The following is a 23,081-nucleotide window of genomic DNA, read 5'->3' as shown; positions in this document are numbered from 1 at the left end:
GAGCGAAGCCGTGCGGCGCGACTCGCTGCGGTCGGTAGGCTTGAGCACGTTCGCATCCATCGAAAGGACTCCCCTGTGAGAATCGATGCCTTCCTCGCTGACTCTGCTGAGGTCGTCAACGGCAAGATCTACGCGCTCGGCGCGGGATGGAACACCATCTTTGTACGGCAGTTCCCGGCGGCGCACCGACGCCTCGCCGTTGCCGCCACTGTGCACGTTCCCTTCACCGCCACCAACGCTTCCCACCAGTTGGAGCTGAAGCTGCTGACCGAGGACGGCAAGGAGTACCCCATCGGTATCCGCGCTGACGCTGACGGAAACGCTCAGCCGGTGCGCGGCATGGGCGGCGAGTTCACCTTGGGCCGTCCCGCTCACCTGGTGGACGGTGACGAGCAGGTCGCATGCTTCGCGTTCACCATTGATGGCATCCGCTTCATCCAGCCGGGCATGTTCTCCTGGGTGATTTCTGTTGACGGTGAAGAGCTGGGCCGCCTGCCCATGCGAGTGCAGCAGATCCAGCAGCAGTAGTCCATGGGCGTGTACGCCGGGGTCGTGTACCCCGCCTACCTTGCGGTGTGCGCGCTGCTCTTGTTGGCTGGCGGTGCCACCCTCATCTGGGTCAACCTCCATCCATGGCTCAAGCGCGTCGTGACAGTGATGTGGATCGTCACTGGTGTCCACGCTGTCACCGTGGTTGCCGTGCTGCTGGGCGACTCTGAGGCTGGCATTGTGCTGACCCTGGGGTATCTCCTCGCCTCGGTATTGCTACTGCCGCTGCTGGGCATCGGCCGCCTAGGTGAACCAGAGAATGCTGCCTTCGATCCCGACCCCAACCGCCCCGTGCTCGCCCCAGACCAGATTGCGCGCGTCGATGGCGGGGTGGCCATCATCATCGCTATTGCGGGCGCGGTGTTGGCCTGGCGAGTCTTCGAAATCCTGGCGGCCTAATGCATCCCATCGGTCGCATCGTGTTGGTGGCGGCATACGCCGTCCTTGGTCTTGCCGCCACAGGACGCTCGGCATACCAAATCTCCACCAAGTTCACTGAGGCTCCACTGCCCTACACCATCTCCGCGCTCAGTGCAGTGCTCTACATCGTGATCGCTGTCGCGCTGTGGCGCGGTTGGCGCGGCGTCGCATTGTGGGGCACCACGGCGGAGTTGGTGGGAGTCATCACTGTTGGCACCCTGGGGTACATCGAGCCTCAATGGTGGGCAGACGAGACCGTCTGGACCGGCTACGGATCGGCCTACGGCTGGTTCCCCCTTGTTCTCCCACTCGCCGCGCTCTGGGTCATCGTGCGCGGTTCTTCCTCTCAAGCGACAGGATCACGCCCCTCATGAGCGATAGCCCGGCTCCCAGCACCGAGACAGCTCCGACACGCGCCTCCACCGCGGGCGCTGGCGCACTCAATGTGGTGCGCGGTGCGCTGATCGGTACCGCCGAGACTGTGCCCGGGGTCTCTGGCGGCACTGTTGCCCTCATGACCGGGGTCTACGAGCCCATCTTGACCTCCGCCGGCCACTTCATCACGGGTGTACGCATCAGTGTCGTTGACGGGATCCGTGGGCGCGGGTTCTCACGGGCCACCCCTGAATGGGCGCGGGTCCGCTGGGGAATCCTCATCCCGTTGGGGATCGGCATGGTGGTGGCGCTGCTGCTCATGGCGGGCGTCATGGAGGGTCTCGTGGAAGACCATCCGGTCACGATGCGGGCACTGTTCTTCGGCCTGGTCCTGGCTTCCCTGGCGGTCCCGTTCCGATTGGCTGCCCAGTCTGCTGCGGGCCACCGCCCAGCGGGACGGTGGCGCCTTACGGATTGGGCTATCGCCGTCGTGGGTGCTGTCCTTGCCGCGATCATCGTGACCCTGCCCGGTGCGGCACTCGAACCGAGCCCTGCGGTATTGATCCCTGCAGGCGCTGTCGCCGTCTCGGCGCTCGTCCTGCCCGGACTGTCAGGCTCCTTCCTTTTGCTCACCATGGGCTTGTACGAACCCACCCTGGAAGCCGTCAACGACCGCGACCTGGGCTACCTCGCATTCTTCGCGATCGGACTCGCGATTGGACTGGTCTCGATCGTGAAACTGCTGCAGTGGCTGCTGGAACACCACCGCCGCACCACGCTGGTGGTGTTGACCGGCGTCATGGCCGGTTCGCTGGTCGCACTGTGGCCGTGGCAGGACGAGGACCGTCACCTCGAAGCACCTTCCGGCGATCTCACGGCCCCCATCATCGCGTTCCTCGCAGGCTTCCTCGTCGTCGCGGCCTTGCTGATCGTGGAACGCCGTATGCTGGCGGCAGCACGCACCGCTGAGCCCCAGACCAACGCGCCCACGGCGCACTCCGACGGCCACACTGACGGCGACGCAGCTTAGCCCGCTCACACGGGCAGGTGCACTACTGTCCGCCGCAGTACTTGTGGTGCCAGTTGTAGGCGGACGTGTCCGTCAGCGACGCCACCTGGTCCACGGCAATGCGTAGCCGTTCGTCGTCGCCGCTTGCTGCCCGGTAGTCGGCGGCAAACTGCGGCTCCATCGCGGACGCTCCCCTGTCGGCCAACGCCATCACGAGTTCACGCAGCACGCGCCGTTGCTTGGTGTAGGTGGGGCTGGTTTCCCGGGGTGCCATGAGGAAGTGGACGGCGATGCCTTTGAGGATGAGGATCTCGTCCAGGGTGTCTTGCGGCACCACCAACGTCGCATGGTGGCGGGTATGCGGGCCCTTGCCGTACTCCGCCTGCGTGGCAGCGATAGTTGCCGATGCGAACCGGCCGATGAGCTGGCTGGTCATGTCTTTCAGCGCGGCCAGAGCGGTACGTGAGCCGTCGAACTCGTCTGCCCACCACCGGAACTGACGGAGGCGCTCGAGCGCGGCAAGGAGCGCGTCCTCGTCACCCCTGCCGTACCACTCGCGTGCATGGTCGACCACTTCTTGAGCATGGCCAGGATCGCGCAACACTGACAGAGATACCTGGCGATACACCACCGAGTCCTCGACGTCATGGACCGAGTAGGAGATGTCGTCTGCCAGGTCCATGATCTGTGCTTCAAAACTCTGTGCCCGCTCGGGGGCGCCTTGACGCAGCCAATCAAAAACAGGCCGGTCATCCTCGTAGACCCCAAACTTGCGGCTGGGTTTGCCATCAGCCCGCAGCGGTGCGCCCGCTTCACCCCAGGGGTACTTCACCGCTGCATCCAAGCTGGCACGCGTGAGGTTCAAACCAATGGGCTCGCCGGTCTCAGGGTCGACCGACTTAGGTTCCAAACGAGTGAGCAGCCGTAGGGTCTGGGCGTTGCCTTCAAAGCCGCCGATGTGCCGGGTCACCTTGTCGAGGGCACGCTCACCATTGTGGCCAAAAGGTGGGTGGCCCAGGTCGTGCGCCAAGCAGGCCGCGTCCACCACATCGGGCGAGCAGCCCAGCGCCTTCGCCAACTCACGGCCCACTTGGGCCACCTCAAGCGAATGCGTCAGGCGCGTGCGGACAAAGTCACCGCTGCCCAGCCCCAGCACTTGGGTCTTGGCGCCCAAACGCCGTAGCGCGCTCGAATGCAGGATCCTGGCGCGGTCCCGTTCAAAGGGAGTGCGGTTGGGGCTCTTCGAGGGTTCGTTGACCCATCGTTCGACGTCCGCCTCGGTGTAGCCCTGGGTGATGTCGTTCACGCTCTCAACCTAGCGCGCTTCCACGACCGCTCCTGCCTCATCACCCCTGCGTGTGTCACAGGTGCGGCGTACCGTGGAAGGCATGGGACTAGTCAAGGCATTCTGCGCTGTATCTCTCGACGGCTTCATCGCGGCGCCAGGGGATGACATCTCCTGGTTGGAAGCGGACCGTCCCGAGTGGGCTCCCATGGCGAGCGGACCCTGGTCCCACCGGCCGGAAGACGCCGTCACCTTCGCCGACTTCTACGCGGGCGTGGGAGCCATGCTCATGGGACGGCGCACCTTTGATGTGGTGCATGACATGCACCAGTGGTTCTACGGCGACACTCCGGTGCTCGTGGCGACCGGACGCCCACTTCCACACACACGTCCCACGGTGACCTCGGCATCGGCGCCCATCGCGAATCTTGTTGCGGAGGCCCAGGAACTCGCAGGAGACAAAGACGTGTACCTCGACGGGGGCACCATCATTCGGCAAGCACTCGACGCGGGGCTTGTCGACCAGATGATCGTGACGGTTCACCCCACGATTCTGGGTGCCGGACACCCCCTGTTTGCGGGTGCGGAGCAGCGCCATGCGGTGACGATCAGTGACGTCCGCCGGTTCGGAGACGGCATGGTCCAACTCACCATGACGCCCGCTCGCGAGCCTAGCGATACGAGCCCGCTCCCCGCGGACGGCGGTCCAGCGGACGAAAGCGCCTTCGGCCACGCCTAGGCCTAGCCTCCGGAGACGCTCAGCTCTGCTTCGCGTAGCCGAATCTCAAGGTCGGGGGTGATGTCCTGGGTGTCGAGCCACCCATCTGGACAGGATGGCGTCCTCGACGTGCCTTGCCGCCCGCGCGGGCCTTCAGCATCGGCTCCCGGGTACTCGGTGTCGAGCGGCAGGGAGTCCAACAGTGCACGCAACTGCGGCAGCGTTTCGACGAGTCCCAAGTTCTTGCGGATCTCGCCACCCACCGGGTAGCCCTTGAGGTACCACGCCACATGCTTGCGGATCTCCCGCATGGCCTTAAGTTCATCTCCACCAAAGAACGGCACCATCAGTTCACCGTGCCGGTAGATGGTGTCAGCGACCATACGTAGACCTGGCTTCACACGGTCATCGCGCCCTTCAAAGGCAGCTTGCAGGTCAGCGAAGAGCCACGGGCGTCCCTGGCAGCCGCGACCCACCACCACGCCGTCAACACCGGTGCGTGCGACCATGTCCAACGCGTCCTCGGCCGCCCAAATGTCTCCGTTGCCCAGCACCGGGATTGACTTCACGGCCTCCTTGAGTCGTGCAATCGCTTCCCAGTCTGCGTGCCCGGAGTAGTAGTCGGCGGCGGTACGTCCATGGAGCGCTACGGCCGCAACGCCTTCGGACTCCGCCATCCGGCCTGCCTCGATGTACGTCAGGTGGTCCTCGTCGACACCTTTGCGCATCTTGACCGTGACGGGAATGTCGTACGGCGCGGCTTCGCGGACTGCCGCGCGCACGATGTCGCGGAACAGGTCCTTCTTCCACGGCAGGACCGCACCGCCACCCTTCTTAGTCACCTTGGGCACGGGGCAACCAAAGTTCATGTCGATGTGATCTGCGCGGTCCTCCGTGACCAGCATTTTCACTGCGGCACCGATGGTGGCCGGGTCAACGCCGTAAAGCTGTACTGACCGTGGTGTCTCGTCGGGGTCGTGGTGGATGATGCGCAGGCTTTCCGGGGTGCGTTCCACGAGCGCGCGGGACGTCACCATTTCCGCAACGTAGATGCCGCCGCCGTACTCACGGCACAGGCGCCGGAACGCGGCGTTGGTAATGCCGGCCATGGGCGCCAACACCACGGGAGTGTCGATAGTCAAAGGGCCGATGCGCAGGGGTGGAAGCACTCGCTCGCCGGAGGCGGGCTGAGCCGATGCGTCAGAGGTCATTCCTCTATTGTCGCGGATTCCGAAACTGCCGTGTTCTCGCCCTCGAGCGCTCCCCTGTGCCCCACGACGAGCGCACCAATGCCCGTGGTGAGCGGTACCGCAAGGACCAGCCCGATCGATCCCACAAGAGTTCGCACCACTTCTTCAGCGATCTCTGCACTCGTGAGTGACATTCCGATGGACTGGTCGTAGAGCGAGACGAGCATGATGGTAGGAAGCGCTGCCCCCACATACGCAAACGCAATGGTGTAGACGGTGGAGGCAATGTGGTCGCGGCCAATCCGCATGCCGCGAGCAAAGAGGCTCCACGCCGACAAGTCTGGCCTGGCCGCACGCAACTCCCAGACGGCGGAGGCTTGGGTCACCGTGACGTCATTCAACACACCCAAACCCGCAATGATGATGCCGCATAGGACGAGCGCTTGGAGGTCAACGGTTCGTCCTGCGAGTTCAAGGTGGGTGCCCTCTTCTGACCAAAAGCCCGTGAGATGAGAGGCCTCGACGGCCCACGCTGCCAACAGCGTAGTGATGACGAGACCGGCGAGCGTGCCCAAGTAGGCCGTCGTGGTGCGCGCATTGGCTCCGTGAGCAAGGTAGAGCAACACAAACAGCGCTCCCGACCCGGTCACCAGGCCCACGACCACGGGGTTTGCTCCCTCGAACAGCGCGGGAACCGTGAAGAAGATCACCACGCCGAATGCTGCTACCAGGCCCAGCAGCGCACCCAATCCGCGCCACCAAGCAATCGCCAGCACGAGCACGACGTACAGCACTAGCAACACCAGGATGGGAGGGCCACGGTTGAAGTCGCCAAAGATGAGCGTGCCGTCGTCGACCATGAGAACTCGGATGGAGTCCCCCTCCGAGTAGGAGAAGGTCGCCAACTCCAACGGCATCAACTCGTGGAGTCCCGATTCCGGATCCTCGTCAATGGTCACCTGGGCGACACCGGTGGCATCGTCGACCGAGTCCACGGTGACATCCACCCAGGAAGCACCTTCATAGGTGGTGGGCACCGATCGCAGGAACGACCAGTCCGATGGCCACACGGCAACCGCGCCTGCCATCGTAAGGAACACCACGATGCCCACCGCAATGGTGAGCACCGTGGTGGTACGTTCAGAAGCCCGCGGGCGGTCCTCCAGGACGTGCGAATGACCGGCGCCCATCAGCGCTCCCCCACCGCGAGCATCGGCCCCACGAAGTTACGCGCCCACCAGACGCGTGGCCAGGTACGCCTGCACCTGAGACAACGCCACGCGCTCCTGCTGCATGGTGTCGCGGTCACGGATGGTGACGGCCTGGTCATCCTTGGTGTCGAAGTCGACGGTGATGCAGTACGGCGTACCGATCTCATCCTGACGGCGGTAGCGCTTTCCGATCGCCTGCGTGACATCGAGATCCACGTTCCAGGCGGCACGCAGTTCCTTGGCCAATGCGTCTGCGGTGGGCAAGAGTTCTTCCGACTTCGACAACGGAAGGACGGCAGCCTTGACGGGTGCGATGCGCGGGTCCAGGTGCAACACGGTGCGCTTGTCGACGCCGCCCTTGGTGTTGGGGGCTTCGTCTTCGTCGTACGCCTCGACCAGGAACGCCATGAGCGAACGGGTCAGACCCGCGGCAGGCTCGATCACGTACGGCGTGTAGCGCTCGTTCGTGGCGGGGTCCAAATAGCTCAGGTCCTTGCCGGAGTGCTCCGAGTGCGTGGACAAGTCAAAGTCGGTGCGGTTGGCGATACCTTCGAGTTCGCCCCATTCGCTTCCCTGGAAGCCAAAGCGGTATTCGATGTCCGTGGTGCCCTTGGAGTAGTGCGACAGCTTCTCCTGGGGGTGCTCGTACAGACGCAGGTTGTCAGCCGCAATACCCAGGTCCTTGTACCACTGCAGGCGAGTGTCAATCCAGTACTGGTGCCACTCATCATCCGTGCCGGGCTTGACGAAGAACTCCATCTCCATCTGCTCGAACTCACGGGTGCGGAAAATGAAGTTTCCGGGCGTGATCTCGTTGCGGAAGGACTTACCGATCTGGCCGATGCCGAACGGGACCTTCATACGCGAGGTGCGCTGGACGTTGTCGTAGTTCACGAAGATGCCCTGGGCGGTCTCGGGGCGCAGGTAGTGCAGGCCCGACTCGTCCTGGCTGACGCCCAGGTAGGTCTTGAGGAGGCCGTTGAACATCTTGGGCTCGGTCCACTCGCCGCGGGTGCCACAGTGGGGGCACGGGACCTCTGCGAGTCCACCCTCGGGGGCGCGGCCCTTCTTCTCTTCGAAGGCCTCGATGAGGTGGTCCTCGCGGCCGCGCTTGTGGCACGACAGGCACTCGACGAGCGGGTCCACGAAGGCCTTGAGGTGACCCGAGGCTTCCCACACTGCGGGAGGAAGAATGACTGATGAGTCCAGGCCGACGATGTCGTCACGGCTGGAAACCATGGCACGCCACCACTGGCGCTTGATGTTTTCCTTCAGTTCCACACCCAGCGGGCCGTAGTCCCACGCCGACCGGGTACCTCCGTAGATCTCGCCGCACGGAAAGACGAAGCCGCGACGCTTCGCTAGCGAGATCACATTGTCCAGGCGTGACGGTGCCACTGAATGCTCCTTGGGTGAGAACGACTGTGTCGGCACAGTCTATCCGCGTTCCCCGCACGCGGGGCCCCGGACACGACTGTGCCGACACAGCGACCGTCGTTCTCTTAGGAGTCTTTCACCGCGCGCTTCAGTGCCGGCACCGCGGTGAGCTTGGGATAGCGCGTCTCCGGGATGTCGAGCGCCTCGCCCGTTTGCGGGTTGCGGCCTGTGCGTGCGGCGCGCACAGCAGGTTCCACTGTCGCGATGCCGGGGACTTTAACGCGGCTACCGCTCGCGACTGCGGCGGTCACTTCAACCCCAAGCGCGTCGAGGACGCGTGTGACGGCGGCCTTGTCGAGACCAGCCCGGTCGCCGATGCGAGCGGTGAGTTCAGCGGTGGTGAGGTCCATGATGGACGTCCTTTCGTAGGTCATGCGGTGGGAAATGTGCTGGGGTCGACGAGTCCGCGTTGGACTGCACGGACCAGTGGCCGGGGGACTCGGTAGGTGGTGCCGTGAACCGTGACATTCTGAAGCTCCGGTGCGCTGGCTTTCCATTGCGCGCGGCGGGAGCGTGTGCGGGAACGTGAGGTCTTGCGTTTGGGAACAGCCACGACTACCCCTGACGGCCCTTGAAGCGAGGGTTGCGCTTGTTAATGACGTAGGTCTTACCCCGCCTGCGCACCACGATCGATCCTTCTTTACGGGCGAGCGAGCGAATGCTTGCGCGTACTTTCACTGTGGTCCTCCTTGGGAGTAGCGGCGGCGGAACCGTTCCACGCGCCCTGCGGTGTCCACGACGCGCTGCTGTCCGGTGTAGAACGGGTGGCTTGCCGAGGAAATCTCTACGTCGATCACGGGGTACTCGTTGCCGTCATCCCAGGTGATCGTGGCGTCGGACGTCATCGTCGACTTGGTGAGGAACGCGAAGTTCGCTGAAGTGTCACGGAACACGACGGGGCCGTAGTGGGGGTGGATCCCTTTCTTCATGGTTACCAACTCGACTTCGTGACGCCGGGAAGTTCACCACGGTGCGCTGCTTGGCGCATGGCGACGCGGGACAGCCCGAAGGCTCTGAGGTACCCGCGCGGTCGACCATCGGAGTTATCCCGGTTGCGCAGGCGCGTGGGACTGGCGTCACGGGGTAGCGCATGGAGCGCTGCCATGGCCGTCGCGCGTTCCTCAGGGCTCAGGTGGGGGTTGACCGATGCACGCTTGAGTTCACGCCGCTGTGCCGCGTAGCGCGCGACGATTGCCGCCCGTTGCTCGTTGCGAGCGATCTTGCTCTTCTTTGCCATTAGCGGGTCTCCTTGAAATCGACGTGGCGCCGGATGGCTTTGTCGTACTTGCGCAGCACCAGCCGGTCAGGTGTGTTGCGACGATTCTTGGTGGTGATGTACCGCGTGCCGGTGCCCGCAGTCGACTGCAGGGTGATCTTGGGCCGAATGTCCTTGGACGCCGCCATCAGAGCTTCTCCCCTTGGGAGATGAGCCGGGAGACCACAGCGTCAATGCCGTCCCGGTCAATGACTTTGATGCCGCGGGTGCTGACATTGAGGCGGATGTGGCGTCCGAGTGAGGGAACCCAGTACCGCTTGCGTTGGATGTTGACGTCCCAGCGGCGCGCGGTGCGGCGGTGGGAGTGGGATATGGAGTTGCCGAAGCCTGGTGTGGCTCCGGTGACTTGGCATCGTTGAGCAGACATGCGGAACAAGGTAGTAATGAGAATCATTCTCGTCAAGTGCTACTGTGTCGGCCATGACCTCTTCACTCACGATTAGCACGCTCGCCACCTTGGACCCCATCACCCGAGCCACCGCGTCGCTGGGCCTGGTCCTGGACCGCACTGACGTTGTGACCGTGACCGTCGACATCCACGACGATGCCGTCACCCATACCCTCACCGCCTCCACTGGCGCCCTGAGTTCGACGACGACCCCGCTTGAGCATGCGTGCCTCTCCTGTGCGATCAGGGAGGTAGTGCTTCCTGAACTAGTCGCACTCCAGGAGGTCGAGACCTGGAAGCACGCCGTGATCGTCCTCCCGCCCACCTCTGAGCCGGCACCGGTGGTGCGCCTTCTCGACGACAACCTCGGACACCAGGGGCTCCTCCCCCGCGCCGCATACGGCACCACGATCGCTGCGTTCGATGCCGAGACCTTTGCCGCGGACGCCACCTCCGACGACTGGCTGGAAGATCGCGGCTGGTCGCTTCACGAAGACGACGACCGCGTCGTCGCCGAGGCCGTTGCCCCCATCGTGACGTCCTCGGACACCATTGCACTCGTGGGAGACAAGCCCCTGGATGAACACACCCTTGCCCTTGCCGACCACCTGCGAGGCGACGGCAGCCGGGTCGTTCCGTGCTCCCTCGACGACCTTCCCGCACTGGCACTTCCTGCCACCGCAGGCCGCACGCGCGACTGCCTGGAGCGCGCCAACCCTTTCACCCCCTGCCGACGCACCCCCGTCGACCGCGCTGGAGTCTGGACCGTCCGCCTCACCAGCACGCACGGCTTCCACCCTGAACGCCTGCGCGAGCATGTCGCCCACCTCGCTGGCTCTGCGACGCGCGTGCGAGGGCACTTCTGGGTGACGTCGCGCCCGGACAGCGCATGCGTCTGGGACAGTGCGGCCGGCCAGGTCTACGTGGGTGAACATGGCACATGGGGGCCGCGCACGCCGCGCACTGAGCTCATCGTCACCGGAACCAGCGACTGCCGGGACACGATCGCCGATGCGTTCTCACGGTCACTAGCGCGCCCCGGCGAAGAGCCCTCCGACGACGTCCTCGCGGATTGGCTTGGCGAGATCGACGCCTGACCACGTTCCCAACTTTGACAATGATTATCAATAGAACTTAGACTGGACATATGAACCTCACCCGCACCATGGCCGTCACCGGCGCGATCGGCACCCTTCTCCTTGCCGGCTGCTCCACAGACGCCACCTCAGGCTCAGACACCGCAGCGTCTGGTGACGCGTCATCCGCGGCTGCACTCACCGTCGGCACCGCGTTCTATCCGCTGCAGTTTGTCGCCGAACGGGTCGGCGGCGACGACGTCACCATCGAGACACTCATCTCCCCCGGCGTGGAGCCCCACGACTCAGAGATCTCTCCCGCCACAGTGCGTGCCATGCAGACCATGGACACCGTTCTGTACCTCTCTGACTTCCAGCCGGCAATCGACGCCGCCGTGGAGACCACCGAGGTTCGCACCCTTGACGCCCACCACATCGTTGACGAGAACAGCGAAGCCGTAGCAATCCACGCGGAAGAGGCCCACGAAGGCCACGACCATGCAGAAGACGACCACGACCACGAGGACGCAGAGGACCACGACGGCCACGACCACGGCTCTGCGGATCCCCACTTCTGGCAAGACCCCACGCTTCTCGCCGAGTACACCACCGACGTCATTGCAGAGTTCTCCGAGCTCGACCCCGACAACGCAGCGGCTTACGAGGAGCGTGGGCAGGAACTCATCACAGACCTGAACGATCTCGACACCGCTTTTACTGAAGGCCTCGCCACCTGCGAACGCCGCGACCTGTACGTCGGACACGAAGCTTTCGGCTACATGGCACTTGCCTACGACCTCGCCCAAGAAGGCCTGTCTGGCATCGACCCCGAGGCAGAGCCTTCACCTGCGCGCGTCCGCGAGGTGCGCGACCTCGTTCTCGAGACCGGCGCCACCACGATCTTCACCGATTCTGAAGTATCGGCGTCCGTGGCCGACTCCCTAGCCGAAGACGCAGGCGTAGAAGTCGCCGTCCTGGACCCCCTAGAGTCCGTTGTGGACGGAGACGACTACCTTGGAGTCATGAACCGCAACCTTGAAGCGCTGAGGACCGGCCTTGCATGTAGCTGACAACTCCGCTGCCGCCACCCCGCCTGCACTCGTTGCACGCGGGGTGCGCGTGCGTTTAGGCGGGCACGAAATCCTCCATGGCGTCGACTTTGACGCTCATCACGGCCAGGCAGTCGCAGTCATGGGTGGAAATGGCTCCGGAAAGTCCACGTTGGTGCGAGCCGTCGTGGGCGCTATCCCCTCGACAGCAGAAACAATCGAGGTGTTCGGCGAGCCCCGTTCCCGCAAGCATGCCCACCGCGTCGGGTATGTCCCCCAGCGCATGGGCGCTGGTTCGGGTGTGTCCGCCACCGCCCTCGAAGTGGTGACCTCTGGCCTACTCGGAGCGGGACGCCTGCGCCCACCGCGCGGTGCCCGCGCACGCGCACTTGCCGCACTCGAGGACTTGGGCGTTGAAGCTCAGGCCCACAAAGATGTCTCCACCCTGTCCGGGGGCCAGCAACAGCGCGTGCTCATCGCTCGCGCCATGGTGCGCGAACCTGAGTTGCTGATCCTCGACGAACCTATGGCTGGTGTCGATGTCCCCAGCCAGGAAGCCCTCGCGGCAGCGCTCCAGCGCAAACGCGACGCGGGTGGCGCGGTGGTGATCGTGCTCCATGAACTCGGGGCCCTGGCTTCACTCATCGACCACGCCGTCGTCCTCGAACACGGCTGCGTCACTCATGTGGGCGAGCCACCTCGTGCCCTGGGCGTCCACGCCCTGCCGGGGCACGACCATGACCACGCGCACACCGACGTGCCGGAACCGCCTGCGTCACCGTTTGCTTGGGAGGTACGCAAGTGAGTTTGCTGACTGATCCGATCGTGCAGCGCATGCTGCTAGTCGCCATCATGGTGGGTGCCACCGCGCCCATCGTGGGCACGTACTTGGTGCACCGCCGCATGGCGTTGCTGGGCGATGGCATTGGCCACGTCGCGCTCGCGGGTGTCGCGGCAGGTTGGCTCGCGGGTTCGTGGGCAGGGCTTGCCCAGAAGGATGCGCTCGCTATCCCCGGAGCCATCGTGTTCGCCATCACTGGAGCGGTCGTGATCGAACGTATGCGAGCCCGCGGCATCGCCGCTGCGGACGTGATTATGGCGATCATGTTTTACGGCGGCATCGCCTCCGGCGTGCTTCTGATCTCCATGGCCGGTGGATCGAACGCCAACCTCATGGGCTACCTCTTCGGCTCCATCAGTACCGTGAGTTGGGACGACGTGTGGGTGACCGTGATCATGGCGGTCATCATTCTCGTCATTGGCCTGGGGCTGCGCCCCGCACTGTTCGCTGTGACGCATGACCAGGAGTTCGCATTCTCGACGGGGCTTCCCGTAGGTGCGCTCAACATGGTGGTCGCTGTGCTGTCCGCAGTCACGATCACGGCGTCGATGCGTGTGGTGGGCGTCCTGCTCGTGTCCGGGCTCATGATTCTCCCAGTGGCGATCAGCCAACTCATCACCAGGTCGTTCAGCAAGACCATGACCTTCGCGATGGTGATCGGCGTGGTGCTGTGTGTCACCGGTGTGGGTATTACGCTGTTCCACAACCTGCAGCCAGGCGCGCTGATTGTTGTTCTGGGCGTGCTCCTGTATGTGGTGGTCGCCTCTGGTGTGGCTTTGCTCAAGAAGCACCGCCACCGCCGTGACTCCGCTGCACTGCGGGCAGACCTACGCGACCAGGAGGCCTCCGCATGACCGCACCATCGCCTACCCCACGCATGACTAAGCAGCGTGTTGCGGTCCTTGAGGCGCTCGAATCGAGCGAAGAGTTCCGTTCAGCACAGTCCTGGCACGACACGTTGCGTCATGGCGGTTCGACCGTGGGGCTAGCCACCGTGTACCGCTCGCTCCAGGCGCTTGCTGAGGCTGGCGAAGTGGACTCCGTTGTCACAGAATCGGGCGAGACGCTGTACCGCCGCTGTGAAACCGTGGACGAGCACCACCACCACCTACGGTGCCGCGTATGCGGTACAGCCAAGGACATCGAAGTGCCGCAGTTCGAAGAGTGGGCACAGTCCATGGCTGCGAGTCTGGGATTTTCGCAGATCGATCACACCGTCGAAGTCACCGGCGTGTGTGAACGCTGCGCCACGCAGGGCACCTGATGGCAGGAGTTCCCGGCTTCATCACCGATCTGGGGTGGTGGGCCATCGTTCCATTTTTGTTCATGGTGGTGTTCTTCCGCTCCCAAGGTACCTACTGGGTAGGCCGCTGGTTGCGTCGTGGGGCCGATGCCGTGGCGCTGCAGGCAGGAGCAACGGAAGGCGATTCCTCCGGCGCTACCGCACCCCCACCGCCAGCTACCGCGCGAAGCCGGATCGCCCAGAAGATGTCGGGTCCCGCAATGGACAGGGCTCAACAGTTCTTGGAAAAGTGGGGATTCATTGGAGTCCCGCTGTGTTTCCTCACCGTCGGGTTCCAAACCATTGTGCTGACGACAGCGGGCTACACGCGGATGCGGTGGGATCTTTTCACGGTCGCGATGCTGCCCGGATGCGCGGCCTGGGCCTTCATCTACGGGGGCATCTCCGTCACCCTCATTGAGTTGTGGAAGCAGTCTCCCTGGTGGTTCCTCGGCGGCGTCATCACCGTCGTCGCGCTTGCTTACGGCGCCACTAGGCTGCGCCGAAACGCCGGTTCCGCCGTGCGTATTCCTCAATAGCTGCCCACAGGTGCGTACGGTCCACGTCCGGCCACAGCACGTCCGAGAACACGTACTCCGCGTAGGCCGCCTGCCACGGCAGGAAGTTGCTTGATCGTTGCTCGCCACTGGAACGCCAGAACAGGTCCACGTCAGGCATGTCTGGCTCATCCAGGTGGGCGGCCAGGGTTTTCTCCGTCACCTTGTCCGGGTTGATCTGTCCCGCCGCAACCTTGCGCGCAATCTCGCGCGCGGCATCGGCGATTTCCGCACGTCCCCCATAGTTCACACACATCGTCAACGTCAGACCAGTGTTGTCCTGGGTGACTTCTTCAGTTTTCTCCAACTCCTTGATGACGGACTTCCACAGTTTGGGCCGACGACCCGCCCAACGGACGCGGACACCCCACGCATGCATCTCCTCGCGCCGGCGCGCAATGACGTCACGGTTGAAGCCCATCAGGAACCGCACCTCGTCAGGGCTGCGCTTCCAGTTCTCCGTCGAGAACGCGTATGCGCTCACATGGGTGACGCCCACCTCGATTGCGCCCGCGACCACGTCCATGAGCGACGCTTCGCCGCGCTCATGGCCCGCCGTCCGTGCAAGCCCGCGCTCCTTAGCCCAGCGGCCGTTGCCATCCATGACAACAGCCACGTGAGCCGGCACAGCACCAGCCGGAAACTCAGGTGCGACGGCACCGCCAGGGTGAGGAAAAGGCTTGTCGTAGGTCACGTCCGTCAGCCTATCGGGGCGGAGTCAACGCGGACGGCACTCCCCTGTCGACATGGCTGAGGGAACGCACCTTCTTCTCGAGGTGGAACTGCGCATAGGCTGCGATGAGGCCTGCCGCATCGCGACGGGACCGGTCCACCGACGCGTCCGCCCGTTCCCACTCGCCGCTGAGCAGAGCGTGCAACAGGTCGAAGACCTCGGGACTCGGGGCAGCAGCGCCAGGTGGGCGGCACGCCTCACACACTGCGCCACCACCAGCCACAGCGAAGGCCCGATGCGGTCCAGGCTTCGCGCACGACGCACATTCGTCGAAGCTCGGCTCGTAACCAGCGAGCGCGAGCGAACGCAACAAGAAACTGTCGAGGACGAGCCCCGGGTCGTGGGCACGCCGACTCAACGCCGCAAGGCCGCCATGAAGAAGTCTGTACTGCTCGGACGCGTCCTCTTTCTCGTGGTCGACCAACTTGTCGACCGTTTCCACCATCGCCGTCGCCGCAGTAAACAACGCATAGTCCTCAGCGATGCGGCGCGCGTACGGCTCACGTGTTTCCACCTGGCTCACGATGTCCAGATTGCGCCCCTCATACAGTTGCACATCGACCAGCATGAAAGGCTCCATGCGTGAGCCGATGCGGCTCGTCGTACGGCGCACTCCTTTAGCGACCGCGCGCACCTTTCCATGGGACCGAGTCAGCATCGTGACGATGCGGTCTGCCTCACCCAGTTTGTGAGTCCGCATCACAATCGCGTGATCGCGATACAGGGGCACTGTCAGGACTCCTGAACCATCAGGGTCCGCCCTAGCGACTCCACCTCGTCAACGCTCCAGCCGAGCGAACGATAGAAGCCCAGCACCTCGCTGTTCGTTGACCGCACCTGCAAGTTGACCTTGGGGCAGCCCAAGACCTCAAGCTCGGCAACCGCACGGCCCACGAGCGCGGTCGCGATTCCCTCACGACGACGCTCAGGTGTCACGGCGACGTGATACAACCAGCCTCGAACTCCGTCATAACCGGCCATCGCCGCACCAACCACAGCGTCAACGCCGTCACTTACCTCACAGGCGACCCAGAACAAGTCGGGGTCCCGAGCACACTTCCGAGCGATCAGCTCTGCAGGAGCATTGCGCGCGGGATCCGTAGGAAAGCACTCACGCCACAGCTCCACGACAGCGTCAGTGTCGCGCGGCGCAAAACGTCGAACTCGTACAGGCATTAGGGCTCCGAAACTTCCTCTGTGGCAAGCAACACCTCGACGGTCGCTCCCGACAGTGCTTCGTCAATCTCTTCCTCAGTGGGCTCGTCGGGAAGTGAATGGAGGACCAAAGCGGGCTGAGTCAAGGCCACGACCACCCTGTAGCGTACGGCCCCGTCCTCAGCCGCACGGCAGGCGACGGCCGCCGTGTCATAGAACGAATCCTCCGGGCATATCTCCGCAGACACATCCACCGCATCGGTCTGCGCGAGGATCGTGTACATGATGTCCTGCGCTTCCTCATCAAAAGGCAGACGCGGAGAGCCCGTCCAGCACTCCTGAACGTACGGACGCCGCGGAGTGTCAAGCTGACCGCCCCACACCACCGAGTCCGCGCAGTCAATCAACGTGAAGTCCTGAACGGAGAGGTCCGGGAGGTTGTCCGCCGCGTCCCCCGCTTCCGACGCGGCGGTGCAGCTCACGAGCACCAGGGCCGCTGCGCCCGCCACAAGAACCGCACCAGCGGTGCGTCTCATCACGGGCGTCAGCATGGCCCCAGTCTAGGTCCCCAGACCGGTGAGATCCCTGGGAAAAGGCTTCCAGGCCCTCCCTAGCGTGCGGACCGATTCACCGCCGACACGATTGCCTTGAGAGTCGCAGTGGTGATGGACGCGTCAACACCCACACCCCACAGAATGTCGTCTCCGATCTGGCACTCCACGTACGACGCAGCCTGGGCGTCGCCACCCGTCGTCATCGCATGCTCGTGGTAGTCCAGCACTTCGACCTTGACTCCCCGGGTGCCCAGCGCCGCCACAAACGCGGCAACAGGCCCATTTCCGGAAGCCTCCAGCGTCACAGGTGCCCCGTTGTCGGTGATGTCGGCCGCCAACGTGTCCGGACCGTCATCGGAACTGGTCGCCCGAGTACCCAGGAGTGAGAACCGTCCCCACTGGCCCGCTTCCGTCGGTGACGGCAGGTACTCGTCGCGGAAGACCGTCCAGATGTCATCCGAGGTCTGCTCCTCGCCAGTGGCATCGGCTTGCTGCTGCACTACCCGCGAGAACTCGATCTGAAGCCGACGCGGCAGGTCGAGGTTGCGCTCTGTCTTCAACAGGTACGCCACGCCACCCTTGCCGGACTGGCTGTTGACGCGGATCACCGCTTCATACGAGCGACCCACGTCCTTGGGGTCGATCGGGAGGTAAGGAACGCCCCACACAATCTCATCAACGGTCGTGCCCGCCGCATCGGCCTTCGCCGACATCGACTCCAGGCCCTTCTTGATCGCATCCTGGTGGGAGCCGGAGAAGGCCGTGAACACCAGGTCGCCGCCCCACGGGTGACGCGGGTGGACATCGATTTGGTTGCAATACTCGACGGTGCGGCGCACCTCATCGATGTCCGAGAAGTCGATCTGCGGATCAATGCCCTGGCTGAACAGGTTCATGCCCAACGTCACCAAGTCCACGTTGCCGGTGCGCTCGCCATTGCCGAACAGGCAGCCCTCGATGCGGTCAGCACCTGCCATGTACCCGAGCTCCGCGGCGGCCACAGCCGTTCCGCGGTCGTTGTGCGGGTGCAGGCTCAGCACCACAGAGTCGCGGTAGTCCAGGTGACGGTTCATCCACTCGATCGAGTCGGCGTACACGTTGGGGGTTGCCATCTCCACGGTCGCGGGCAGGTTGATGATGACCTTCCGCTCAGGGGTGGGCTTCCAGACGTCGAGCACCGCGTTGCACACCTTGACCGCATACTCGAGCTCGGTCCCGGTGTATGACTCGGGGCTGTACTCATAGAAGACCTGGGTGTCCGGGATGAGCTCTTCGAACTTCTGGCACAGCATCGCGCCATGGGTGGCGATGTCCAGAATCTGGTCCTCGTCCGCGCGGAACACCACCTCGCGCTGCAGGATCGACGTCGAGTTGTACAGGTGAACAATCGCCTGCTTGGAACCACGCAACGATTCGTAGGTGCGCTCGATCAGGTGTTCACGCGCCTGCGTCAACACCTGAATGGTGACGTCGTCAGGGATGTGACCGCCTTCGATCAGTTTGCGCACAAAGTCAAAGTCGGTCTGGCTTGCCGAAGGGAAGCCCACCTCGATTTCCTTGTAACCCATACGCACCAGCAGGTCGAACATGCGCATTTTGCGTTCGACGTTCATGGGTTCGATCAACGCTTGGTTGCCGTCGCGCAGATCGACGGCACACCACCGCGGTGCCTGCTCGATGCGGTTGTTCGGCCACGTGCGGTCAGGAAGATCCACGGCAATCTGCTCGTGGAAGGGCCGGTACTTGTGGATCGGCATGGGGCTCGCGCTCTGGGAGCCGCCTGTGTAGTGCTCACTCATGTGGGGAATCCTTCGTGGGTGTCGGTCTGGTAGCCGCCGGCACGCGAAACTCCGCGACGAGGATCCGGCTTAGAAACTAAGCCTCGTCGCGGCACGTAAGGAGTAGCGAGAGTGCACGCATGCCGTCCACCATAGCGGACGCATCGGCGCCCCGGCACATGCTGCTAGAAACCTAGGCGTCCCAACTGCTTGGGGTCGCGCTGCCAATCCTTCGCGACCTTGACGTGGAGATCCAGGAACACCTTGCGGCCCAGCAGCCGTTGGATGTCTTGGCGAGCGGTCGCGCCCACGTCTTTCAGGCGTGCCCCACCGCGGCCAATGATGATGCCCTTTTGCGAGTCGCGCTCCACGAACACCTGGGCACGGATCTCCAACACATCCCGCTGGGACGTATCCTCACCCGGCTCCACCATCTCCTCGATCACGACGGCAATGGAGTGTGGAAGTTCATCGCGCACGCCCTCCAACGCCGCCTCGCGGATCAACTCTGCAATCCGCACGTCTTCCGGCTCGTCCGTCACATGCCCTTCGGGATACAGCGGCGGCCCCTCGGGAAGATGCGCCGCCAGCACATCAACCAACACATCAACCTGGATGTCCTTGACCGATGACACAGGGACGATGTCCGCCCACTCACCGAGTTCCTGGACAGCCAGGAGGTGCTCGGCGACCTTGTCGCGCGAAACCTTGTCAACCTTGGTGACGATCGCGACCACGGGAGCCCGCGCTTCCCCCAGCTCGCGAGCAATCCACTTGTCGCCCGGGCCCACCTTCTCGTCTGCCGGCAGACAGAAGCCGATGACATCAACCTCAGCGAAGGTCTCCCGCACCAGGTCATTCAAGCGCTCACCCAAAAGCGTGCGTGGACGGTGCAAACCTGGCGTATCGACGATCACCATCTGCGCATCGTCCCTGTTGACGATGCCCCGGATAGCGCGTCGCGTTGTTTGCGGGCGCGACGACATGATCGCGACCTTCTCTCCCACCAGCGCATTCATGAGCGTGGATTTACCCACATTGGGGCGTCCCACAAAGCATGCGAAGCCGCTGCGGTGAGCGGTCGGTTCAGTCATCAGATTCCTCCTCAGGAGCGGCTTCCACCAGCAACGTCGTCAATCGCCTACGCCGTCCTTCCATTCTCTCAGCAGTCAAGACCAGCCCGTGGGCCGATGCGCGGGCGCCGCGGATCGGCACCTTACCCAAGGACTTCGCTAGCAGGCCCGCTGCGGTTTCGACGTCCTCGTCCTCAATGACGACGTCAAACAGCTCAGCGAGGTCGTCCAAGTCCATACGGGCGGGGATGCGGTACACACCGTCGGTGACGCGCTCAACTTCTTGAACGGTGCGGTCGTGTTCATCGACCACCTCCCCCACGATCTCTTCCAAGGCATCCTCGATCGTCACCAGCCCGGCGACACCGCCGAACTCATCGACCACGATCGCCATGTGGAACACCTCGTCCTGCATACGCCGCAGCAGGTCGTCGACCGGCACGGACTCGGGAATGAACTCCGCTTCCCGCATGAAGTCCTCGACGGGCGCACCGAGTGCACGCGTGTCATCCCACGTGCGTGCCACGACGTCCTTGAGGTACAGCACTCCGATCGTGTCGTCGATGTCGTCGCCGATGACGGGCACCCGGGAGAAGCCCGAACGCATAAACAGCACCATCGCTTTGCGCGCCGGCGTACCGGACGCGATCGTGATCATGTCCGTGCGGGGAACCATGACTTCGCGCGTGAGGGTGTCGCCGAGGCTCACGACTGATCTCAGCAGCTCTGCGTCCTCGGCCTCCAGCGCATCCTGAGCCTGCTCTACGAGATCCTCAGGCTCAGCGAGCGGTGGGGCCTTGAGCGCCGGGAGCAGCGTCTTGAGCGGCCCAGCACTCCGGGTGAGGATCCATCCTGTCCCGGCGAGCACCCGAATGGACCCTTCCGGCGCGCGGCGAGCGATCTGGCGCGGCACAGCACGCGCCACCACCAAGGATGATGCGGCGGCAATGGCGACCGCGACCACAACCGTCAGCGCAACCGGCCATTCCCACGCTTGCGTGACCGCGCCCACCACCAGCGTGGTGCACACAATCGCGACCGCCTCGCACACCGCGTACGCCACCGAGGCAGCATCGTCGGGATGCTCATCGAGCGCTGCCCAACGCGCGACCTTCGTGGGTTTGCCGTCGGGCCGCAACGCGTGCGCGAGCTCCCGTTCGCGAGCGTGGGGAAGCTGCTCAAACGCCGCGACAATGGCATGCAGTACTGCGGCCCCGAGCAAGGACAGCACACCCACCGCCACCAGGACGGCAACGGTAGATCCGGTCACGGCGCCTATCCGCGCTCAGCCAAGAAGGTCAGCAGGAGACGGCGCTGCAAAGCAAACATCTCCTTCTCCTCTTCGGGCTCCACATGGTCGTAACCCAAGAGGTGCAGGATGCCGTGAGTCGTGAGCAGCAGCATTTCCTCGGCCGGCGAATGTCCGGCGGTCACAGCCTGACGTTCCGCGACCGTGGGGCACACCACAATGTCTCCCAGGAGCCCCGCGGGCGTGGGCTCATCCGGGGTACCCGGACGCAACTCGTCCATGGGGAAACTGAGAACATCTGTGGGGCCGGGCTCATCCATCCACTGAATGTGCAGCTGCTCCATGGCAGGCTCATCCACGAACATGATGGCGAGCTCGGCACCGTCGGCGACGTGCATCTCCCGCAACACGTAGGTCGCGAGCTCGGAGAACTCGATCTCGTCGACCTCATAATCCGTCTCGTTATTGACGTCGATCAACGGTCGCCCTCCTTGAAGCGTCGTTGCTGGCCCCCGCCACGCGGAGCGCGCGACTCGTCGGCCTTGGCGTAAGCGGTCACAATCTCTGACACCAAACGGTGTCGCACCACGTCCTGGGCGCCCAACTCGCAAAAAGCGATGTCCTCGACACCGTCCAAAATCTCGCGCGAGGCGCGCAAGCCCGACTGGGTTCCACCGGGGAGGTCCACCTGCGTCACGTCACCGGTCACAACCATCGTGGTGCCAAAACCCAAACGCGTCAGGAACATCTTCATCTGCTCGCGCGTAGTGTTCTGTGCCTCATCAAGAATGACGAACGCATCGTTGAGCGTGCGCCCGCGCATGTAAGCCAGCGGTGCGACTTCGATGGTGCCTGCCTCCATGAGGCGAGGAATGGACTCCGGGTCAACCATGTCGTGCAGAGCGTCGTAGAGCGGGCGCAGGTACGGGTCAATCTTGTCGTTGAGCGAACCCGGCAGGAACCCGAGTCGTTCTCCCGCCTCGACGGCCGGGCGCGTCAACACAATGCGATTGACTTTCTTTGCTTGAAGAGCTGCGACGGCCTGAGCCATCGCCAGATACGTCTTTCCTGTTCCTGCAGGGCCGATGCCAAAGGTCACCGTGTGAGACTCAATGGCACTCACATACTCCGCCTGCCCCTGAGTCTTGGGCCGAATGGTGCGTCCCCGAGTAGAGAGGATCGACCGGCTCAACACGCTCACCGGACTCTGTGGCGCATGTGCGTCCGGCCCGGCCCCAGCATCGGCTGCCGCCGCCGCAACGCCCCGCGCGGCCGCCAGCATCCGCACCGACTCACGCGCAACCTCGGGAGTCAGCGGCACTCCCGCCGCCATGACGGACCGTAGTTCCTCGACTGCCGTCGCTGCTGCCGCAACCTGAACCTCATCCCCCGTGAACGTGATGCGGTTGCCGCGGACATGGATATCCACATCGGGATGTGCGCGCTCGATCTCCTTCATCACCGCATCCGCACTCCCCATGAGTTCCGGCATGCGTTCCGCGTCTTCAATGACGACTACTCGCTGTGGTGTCACGCAGGGTTCCATTCCAACTCAGTTCCGCCAAGAACATGGCCGTGCACGTGAAAGACCGACTGGCCGGCACTCGCTCCAGTGTTGAACACCCAACGGAACTCGCCGCCACACTCGGCATCCGCAATCTCCTGCGCCGCGAGCGCCATCGCCGCCAGTTCCTGGGGAACCTCCGCTGCAGCCGCCGCCACATCCTTGACGTGGGTGCGGGGAATCACCAACACGTGCACAGGGGCTTTGGGGGCAATGTCGCGGAAGGCGACCACATGCTCATTTTCGAGCACCTTGGTCGCGGGGATGTCTCCGTCGATGATCTTGCAGAACAGACAGTCCTCACTCATAGAC

General features: G+C 63.9%; 32 protein-coding genes. 11 read left to right on the top strand and 21 right to left on the bottom strand.

What is annotated here, in order from left to right; all coding sequences use genetic code 11:
- The first annotated feature begins 75 nt into the window (after positions 1–75).
- The 4 genes from ON058_RS05545 to ON058_RS05530 are packed head-to-tail and all read left to right on the top strand — an operon-like array spanning position 76 to position 2,374.
- Positions 76–528, top strand: coding sequence for a hypothetical protein (locus tag ON058_RS05545; RefSeq protein ID WP_274668038.1), 453 nt, complete (start codon positions 76–78; stop codon positions 526–528).
- Positions 529–531: 3 nt separating this feature from the next.
- Entirely contained in the window at positions 532–948 is a 417-nt protein-coding gene (locus ON058_RS05540) for a hypothetical protein (RefSeq protein WP_274668037.1), read from the top strand.
- Positions 948–1,343, top strand: a complete 396-nt coding sequence (locus ON058_RS05535; RefSeq protein ID WP_274668036.1) for a hypothetical protein — start codon at positions 948–950, stop codon at positions 1,341–1,343. Before ON058_RS05540 ends, ON058_RS05535 begins: the two co-directional genes overlap by 1 nt.
- Positions 1,340–2,374, top strand: coding sequence for a DUF368 domain-containing protein (locus tag ON058_RS05530; protein ID WP_274668035.1), 1,035 nt, complete (start codon positions 1,340–1,342; stop codon positions 2,372–2,374). Before ON058_RS05535 ends, ON058_RS05530 begins: the two co-directional genes overlap by 4 nt.
- A 22-nt stretch (positions 2,375–2,396) precedes the next feature.
- Here ON058_RS05530 and ON058_RS05525 read toward each other — a convergent pair whose 3' ends face one another.
- Positions 2,397–3,659, bottom strand: a complete 1,263-nt coding sequence (locus ON058_RS05525) for a deoxyguanosinetriphosphate triphosphohydrolase (protein WP_274668034.1) — start codon at positions 3,657–3,659, stop codon at positions 2,397–2,399.
- An 82-nt stretch (positions 3,660–3,741) separates the two neighbouring features.
- Between ON058_RS05525 and ON058_RS05520 the strand changes: the two genes are divergently transcribed.
- The gene (locus ON058_RS05520; RefSeq protein ID WP_274668033.1) at positions 3,742–4,377 is read left to right on the top strand and encodes a dihydrofolate reductase family protein; all 636 of its coding nucleotides are present in this window, start codon (positions 3,742–3,744) and stop codon (positions 4,375–4,377) included.
- Positions 4,378–4,379: 2 nt separating this feature from the next.
- Here ON058_RS05520 and dusB read toward each other — a convergent pair whose 3' ends face one another.
- From dusB to rpmB, 10 genes are all read right to left on the bottom strand, one after another.
- On the bottom strand, positions 4,380–5,567 hold the full coding sequence (gene dusB, locus ON058_RS05515) for a tRNA dihydrouridine synthase DusB (protein WP_274668032.1): 1,188 nt from the start codon (positions 5,565–5,567) through the stop codon (positions 4,380–4,382).
- Complete coding sequence (locus ON058_RS05510) at positions 5,564–6,736, bottom strand: YibE/F family protein (RefSeq protein WP_274668031.1); 1,173 nt, start codon at positions 6,734–6,736, stop codon at positions 5,564–5,566. The genes dusB and ON058_RS05510 overlap by 4 nt, the downstream gene beginning before the upstream one ends.
- A 36-nt stretch (positions 6,737–6,772) precedes the next feature.
- Entirely contained in the window at positions 6,773–8,155 is a 1,383-nt protein-coding gene (locus ON058_RS05505; RefSeq protein ID WP_274668030.1) for a glycine--tRNA ligase, read from the bottom strand.
- A 104-nt stretch (positions 8,156–8,259) separates the two neighbouring features.
- On the bottom strand, positions 8,260–8,568 hold the full coding sequence (locus tag ON058_RS05500; protein ID WP_274668029.1) for an HU family DNA-binding protein: 309 nt from the start codon (positions 8,566–8,568) through the stop codon (positions 8,260–8,262).
- On the bottom strand, positions 8,565–8,747 hold the full coding sequence (rpmF, locus tag ON058_RS05495; protein ID WP_274668028.1) for a 50S ribosomal protein L32: 183 nt from the start codon (positions 8,745–8,747) through the stop codon (positions 8,565–8,567). Before rpmF ends, ON058_RS05500 begins: the two co-directional genes overlap by 4 nt.
- A 2-nt stretch (positions 8,748–8,749) precedes the next feature.
- Positions 8,750–8,872 carry a 50S ribosomal protein L36 gene (gene rpmJ, locus ON058_RS05490; RefSeq protein ID WP_274668027.1) on the bottom strand — a complete coding sequence of 41 codons (123 nt, stop codon included), beginning with the start codon at positions 8,870–8,872 and terminating at the stop codon, positions 8,750–8,752.
- Positions 8,869–9,123, bottom strand: coding sequence for a type B 50S ribosomal protein L31 (locus tag ON058_RS05485; protein WP_274668026.1), 255 nt, complete (start codon positions 9,121–9,123; stop codon positions 8,869–8,871). The genes rpmJ and ON058_RS05485 overlap by 4 nt, the downstream gene beginning before the upstream one ends.
- A gap of 2 nt (positions 9,124–9,125) precedes the next feature.
- On the bottom strand, positions 9,126–9,431 hold the full coding sequence (gene rpsN, locus ON058_RS05480) for a 30S ribosomal protein S14 (protein WP_274668025.1): 306 nt from the start codon (positions 9,429–9,431) through the stop codon (positions 9,126–9,128).
- Entirely contained in the window at positions 9,431–9,598 is a 168-nt protein-coding gene (gene rpmG, locus ON058_RS05475; RefSeq protein WP_274668024.1) for a 50S ribosomal protein L33, read from the bottom strand. Before rpmG ends, rpsN begins: the two co-directional genes overlap by 1 nt.
- Positions 9,598–9,837 carry a 50S ribosomal protein L28 gene (gene rpmB / locus ON058_RS05470; RefSeq protein ID WP_274668023.1) on the bottom strand — a complete coding sequence of 80 codons (240 nt, stop codon included), beginning with the start codon at positions 9,835–9,837 and terminating at the stop codon, positions 9,598–9,600. The genes rpmG and rpmB overlap by 1 nt, the downstream gene beginning before the upstream one ends.
- A gap of 53 nt (positions 9,838–9,890) precedes the next feature.
- Here rpmB and ON058_RS05465 point away from each other — a divergent pair, with 53 nt between their 5' ends.
- The 6 genes from ON058_RS05465 to ON058_RS05440 are packed head-to-tail and all read left to right on the top strand — an operon-like array spanning position 9,891 to position 14,645.
- Positions 9,891–10,955 carry a GTP-binding protein gene (locus ON058_RS05465; RefSeq protein ID WP_274668022.1) on the top strand — a complete coding sequence of 355 codons (1,065 nt, stop codon included), beginning with the start codon at positions 9,891–9,893 and terminating at the stop codon, positions 10,953–10,955.
- Between the two features lie 50 nt (positions 10,956–11,005).
- Entirely contained in the window at positions 11,006–12,004 is a 999-nt protein-coding gene (locus ON058_RS05460; RefSeq protein WP_274668021.1) for a metal ABC transporter substrate-binding protein, read from the top strand.
- Positions 11,991–12,788, top strand: a complete 798-nt coding sequence (locus tag ON058_RS05455) for a metal ABC transporter ATP-binding protein (RefSeq protein WP_274668020.1) — start codon at positions 11,991–11,993, stop codon at positions 12,786–12,788. Before ON058_RS05460 ends, ON058_RS05455 begins: the two co-directional genes overlap by 14 nt.
- Positions 12,785–13,678, top strand: a complete 894-nt coding sequence (locus ON058_RS05450; protein ID WP_274668019.1) for a metal ABC transporter permease — start codon at positions 12,785–12,787, stop codon at positions 13,676–13,678. Before ON058_RS05455 ends, ON058_RS05450 begins: the two co-directional genes overlap by 4 nt.
- Positions 13,675–14,088: a Fur family transcriptional regulator gene (locus tag ON058_RS05445; protein WP_274668018.1), complete on the top strand. Its 414-nt coding sequence runs from the start codon at positions 13,675–13,677 to the stop codon at positions 14,086–14,088. The genes ON058_RS05450 and ON058_RS05445 overlap by 4 nt, the downstream gene beginning before the upstream one ends.
- Positions 14,088–14,645: a hypothetical protein gene (locus ON058_RS05440; RefSeq protein WP_274668017.1), complete on the top strand. Its 558-nt coding sequence runs from the start codon at positions 14,088–14,090 to the stop codon at positions 14,643–14,645. Before ON058_RS05445 ends, ON058_RS05440 begins: the two co-directional genes overlap by 1 nt.
- On the opposite strand, the gene ON058_RS05435 is transcribed toward ON058_RS05440, so the two are convergent.
- The 10 genes from ON058_RS05435 to ON058_RS05390 form a co-directional block, all read right to left on the bottom strand.
- The gene (locus ON058_RS05435; RefSeq protein WP_274668409.1) at positions 14,599–15,366 is read right to left on the bottom strand and encodes an isoprenyl transferase; all 768 of its coding nucleotides are present in this window, start codon (positions 15,364–15,366) and stop codon (positions 14,599–14,601) included. The genes ON058_RS05440 and ON058_RS05435 overlap by 47 nt on opposite strands.
- Position 15,367: 1 nt before the next feature.
- On the bottom strand, positions 15,368–16,126 hold the full coding sequence (gene recO, locus ON058_RS05430) for a DNA repair protein RecO (protein WP_274668016.1): 759 nt from the start codon (positions 16,124–16,126) through the stop codon (positions 15,368–15,370).
- Between the two features lie 2 nt (positions 16,127–16,128).
- Positions 16,129–16,572 (bottom strand): GNAT family acetyltransferase, encoded by a 444-nt coding sequence (locus ON058_RS05425; protein WP_274668015.1) that lies wholly within the window; start codon positions 16,570–16,572, stop codon positions 16,129–16,131.
- A complete protein-coding gene (locus ON058_RS05420) occupies positions 16,572–17,102 on the bottom strand; it encodes a hypothetical protein (protein WP_274668014.1) in 531 nt (176 codons plus the stop codon). The genes ON058_RS05425 and ON058_RS05420 overlap by 1 nt, the downstream gene beginning before the upstream one ends.
- Before the next feature lie 59 nt (positions 17,103–17,161).
- Positions 17,162–18,904, bottom strand: a complete 1,743-nt coding sequence (leuA, locus tag ON058_RS05415; protein ID WP_274668013.1) for a 2-isopropylmalate synthase — start codon at positions 18,902–18,904, stop codon at positions 17,162–17,164.
- Between the two features lie 164 nt (positions 18,905–19,068).
- Positions 19,069–19,977: a GTPase Era gene (gene era / locus ON058_RS05410; RefSeq protein ID WP_274668012.1), complete on the bottom strand. Its 909-nt coding sequence runs from the start codon at positions 19,975–19,977 to the stop codon at positions 19,069–19,071.
- The gene (locus tag ON058_RS05405) at positions 19,970–21,226 is read right to left on the bottom strand and encodes a hemolysin family protein (RefSeq protein WP_274668011.1); all 1,257 of its coding nucleotides are present in this window, start codon (positions 21,224–21,226) and stop codon (positions 19,970–19,972) included. The genes era and ON058_RS05405 overlap by 8 nt, the downstream gene beginning before the upstream one ends.
- Positions 21,227–21,231: 5 nt before the next feature.
- Positions 21,232–21,684 carry an rRNA maturation RNase YbeY gene (gene ybeY / locus ON058_RS05400; RefSeq protein ID WP_274668010.1) on the bottom strand — a complete coding sequence of 151 codons (453 nt, stop codon included), beginning with the start codon at positions 21,682–21,684 and terminating at the stop codon, positions 21,232–21,234.
- Positions 21,681–22,697 (bottom strand): PhoH family protein, encoded by a 1,017-nt coding sequence (locus tag ON058_RS05395; protein ID WP_274668408.1) that lies wholly within the window; start codon positions 22,695–22,697, stop codon positions 21,681–21,683. The genes ybeY and ON058_RS05395 overlap by 4 nt, the downstream gene beginning before the upstream one ends.
- Positions 22,698–22,735: 38 nt before the next feature.
- Complete coding sequence (locus ON058_RS05390; protein ID WP_274668009.1) at positions 22,736–23,077, bottom strand: histidine triad nucleotide-binding protein; 342 nt, start codon at positions 23,075–23,077, stop codon at positions 22,736–22,738.
- Positions 23,078–23,081: the final 4 nt, after the last annotated feature.

The sequence above is a fragment of the Demequina sp. B12 genome (assembly GCF_028823635.1).
Lineage (GTDB): Bacteria > Actinomycetota > Actinomycetes > Actinomycetales > Demequinaceae > Demequina.
This window is presented reverse-complemented; position numbering and strand designations above follow the sequence as displayed.

Coding starts and splice junctions, on each gene's coding strand:
- ON058_RS05460 (WP_274668021.1), top strand. CDS start 11,006: ATGAACCTCACCCGCACCATGGCCGTCACCGGCGCGATCGGCACCCTT.
- ON058_RS05485 (WP_274668026.1), bottom strand. CDS start 9,123: ATGAAGAAAGGGATCCACCCCCACTACGGCCCCGTCGTGTTCCGTGAC.
- ON058_RS05465 (WP_274668022.1), top strand. CDS start 9,891: ATGACCTCTTCACTCACGATTAGCACGCTCGCCACCTTGGACCCCATC.
- ON058_RS05390 (WP_274668009.1), bottom strand. CDS start 23,077: ATGAGTGAGGACTGTCTGTTCTGCAAGATCATCGACGGAGACATCCCC.
- dusB (WP_274668032.1), bottom strand. CDS start 5,567: ATGACCTCTGACGCATCGGCTCAGCCCGCCTCCGGCGAGCGAGTGCTT.
- ON058_RS05520 (WP_274668033.1), top strand. CDS start 3,742: ATGGGACTAGTCAAGGCATTCTGCGCTGTATCTCTCGACGGCTTCATC.
- ON058_RS05445 (WP_274668018.1), top strand. CDS start 13,675: ATGACCGCACCATCGCCTACCCCACGCATGACTAAGCAGCGTGTTGCG.
- era (WP_274668012.1), bottom strand. CDS start 19,977: ATGACTGAACCGACCGCTCACCGCAGCGGCTTCGCATGCTTTGTGGGA.
- ON058_RS05395 (WP_274668408.1), bottom strand. CDS start 22,697: ATGCCGGAACTCATGGGGAGTGCGGATGCGGTGATGAAGGAGATCGAG.
- rpmG (WP_274668024.1), bottom strand. CDS start 9,598: ATGGCGGCGTCCAAGGACATTCGGCCCAAGATCACCCTGCAGTCGACT.
- rpsN (WP_274668025.1), bottom strand. CDS start 9,431: ATGGCAAAGAAGAGCAAGATCGCTCGCAACGAGCAACGGGCGGCAATC.
- leuA (WP_274668013.1), bottom strand. CDS start 18,904: ATGAGTGAGCACTACACAGGCGGCTCCCAGAGCGCGAGCCCCATGCCG.
- ON058_RS05425 (WP_274668015.1), bottom strand. CDS start 16,572: ATGCCTGTACGAGTTCGACGTTTTGCGCCGCGCGACACTGACGCTGTC.
- ON058_RS05420 (WP_274668014.1), bottom strand. CDS start 17,102: ATGCTGACGCCCGTGATGAGACGCACCGCTGGTGCGGTTCTTGTGGCG.
- ON058_RS05440 (WP_274668017.1), top strand. CDS start 14,088: ATGGCAGGAGTTCCCGGCTTCATCACCGATCTGGGGTGGTGGGCCATC.
- ON058_RS05530 (WP_274668035.1), top strand. CDS start 1,340: ATGAGCGATAGCCCGGCTCCCAGCACCGAGACAGCTCCGACACGCGCC.
- rpmB (WP_274668023.1), bottom strand. CDS start 9,837: ATGTCTGCTCAACGATGCCAAGTCACCGGAGCCACACCAGGCTTCGGC.
- ON058_RS05510 (WP_274668031.1), bottom strand. CDS start 6,736: ATGGGCGCCGGTCATTCGCACGTCCTGGAGGACCGCCCGCGGGCTTCT.
- ON058_RS05535 (WP_274668036.1), top strand. CDS start 948: ATGCATCCCATCGGTCGCATCGTGTTGGTGGCGGCATACGCCGTCCTT.
- ON058_RS05500 (WP_274668029.1), bottom strand. CDS start 8,568: ATGACCTACGAAAGGACGTCCATCATGGACCTCACCACCGCTGAACTC.
- ON058_RS05540 (WP_274668037.1), top strand. CDS start 532: ATGGGCGTGTACGCCGGGGTCGTGTACCCCGCCTACCTTGCGGTGTGC.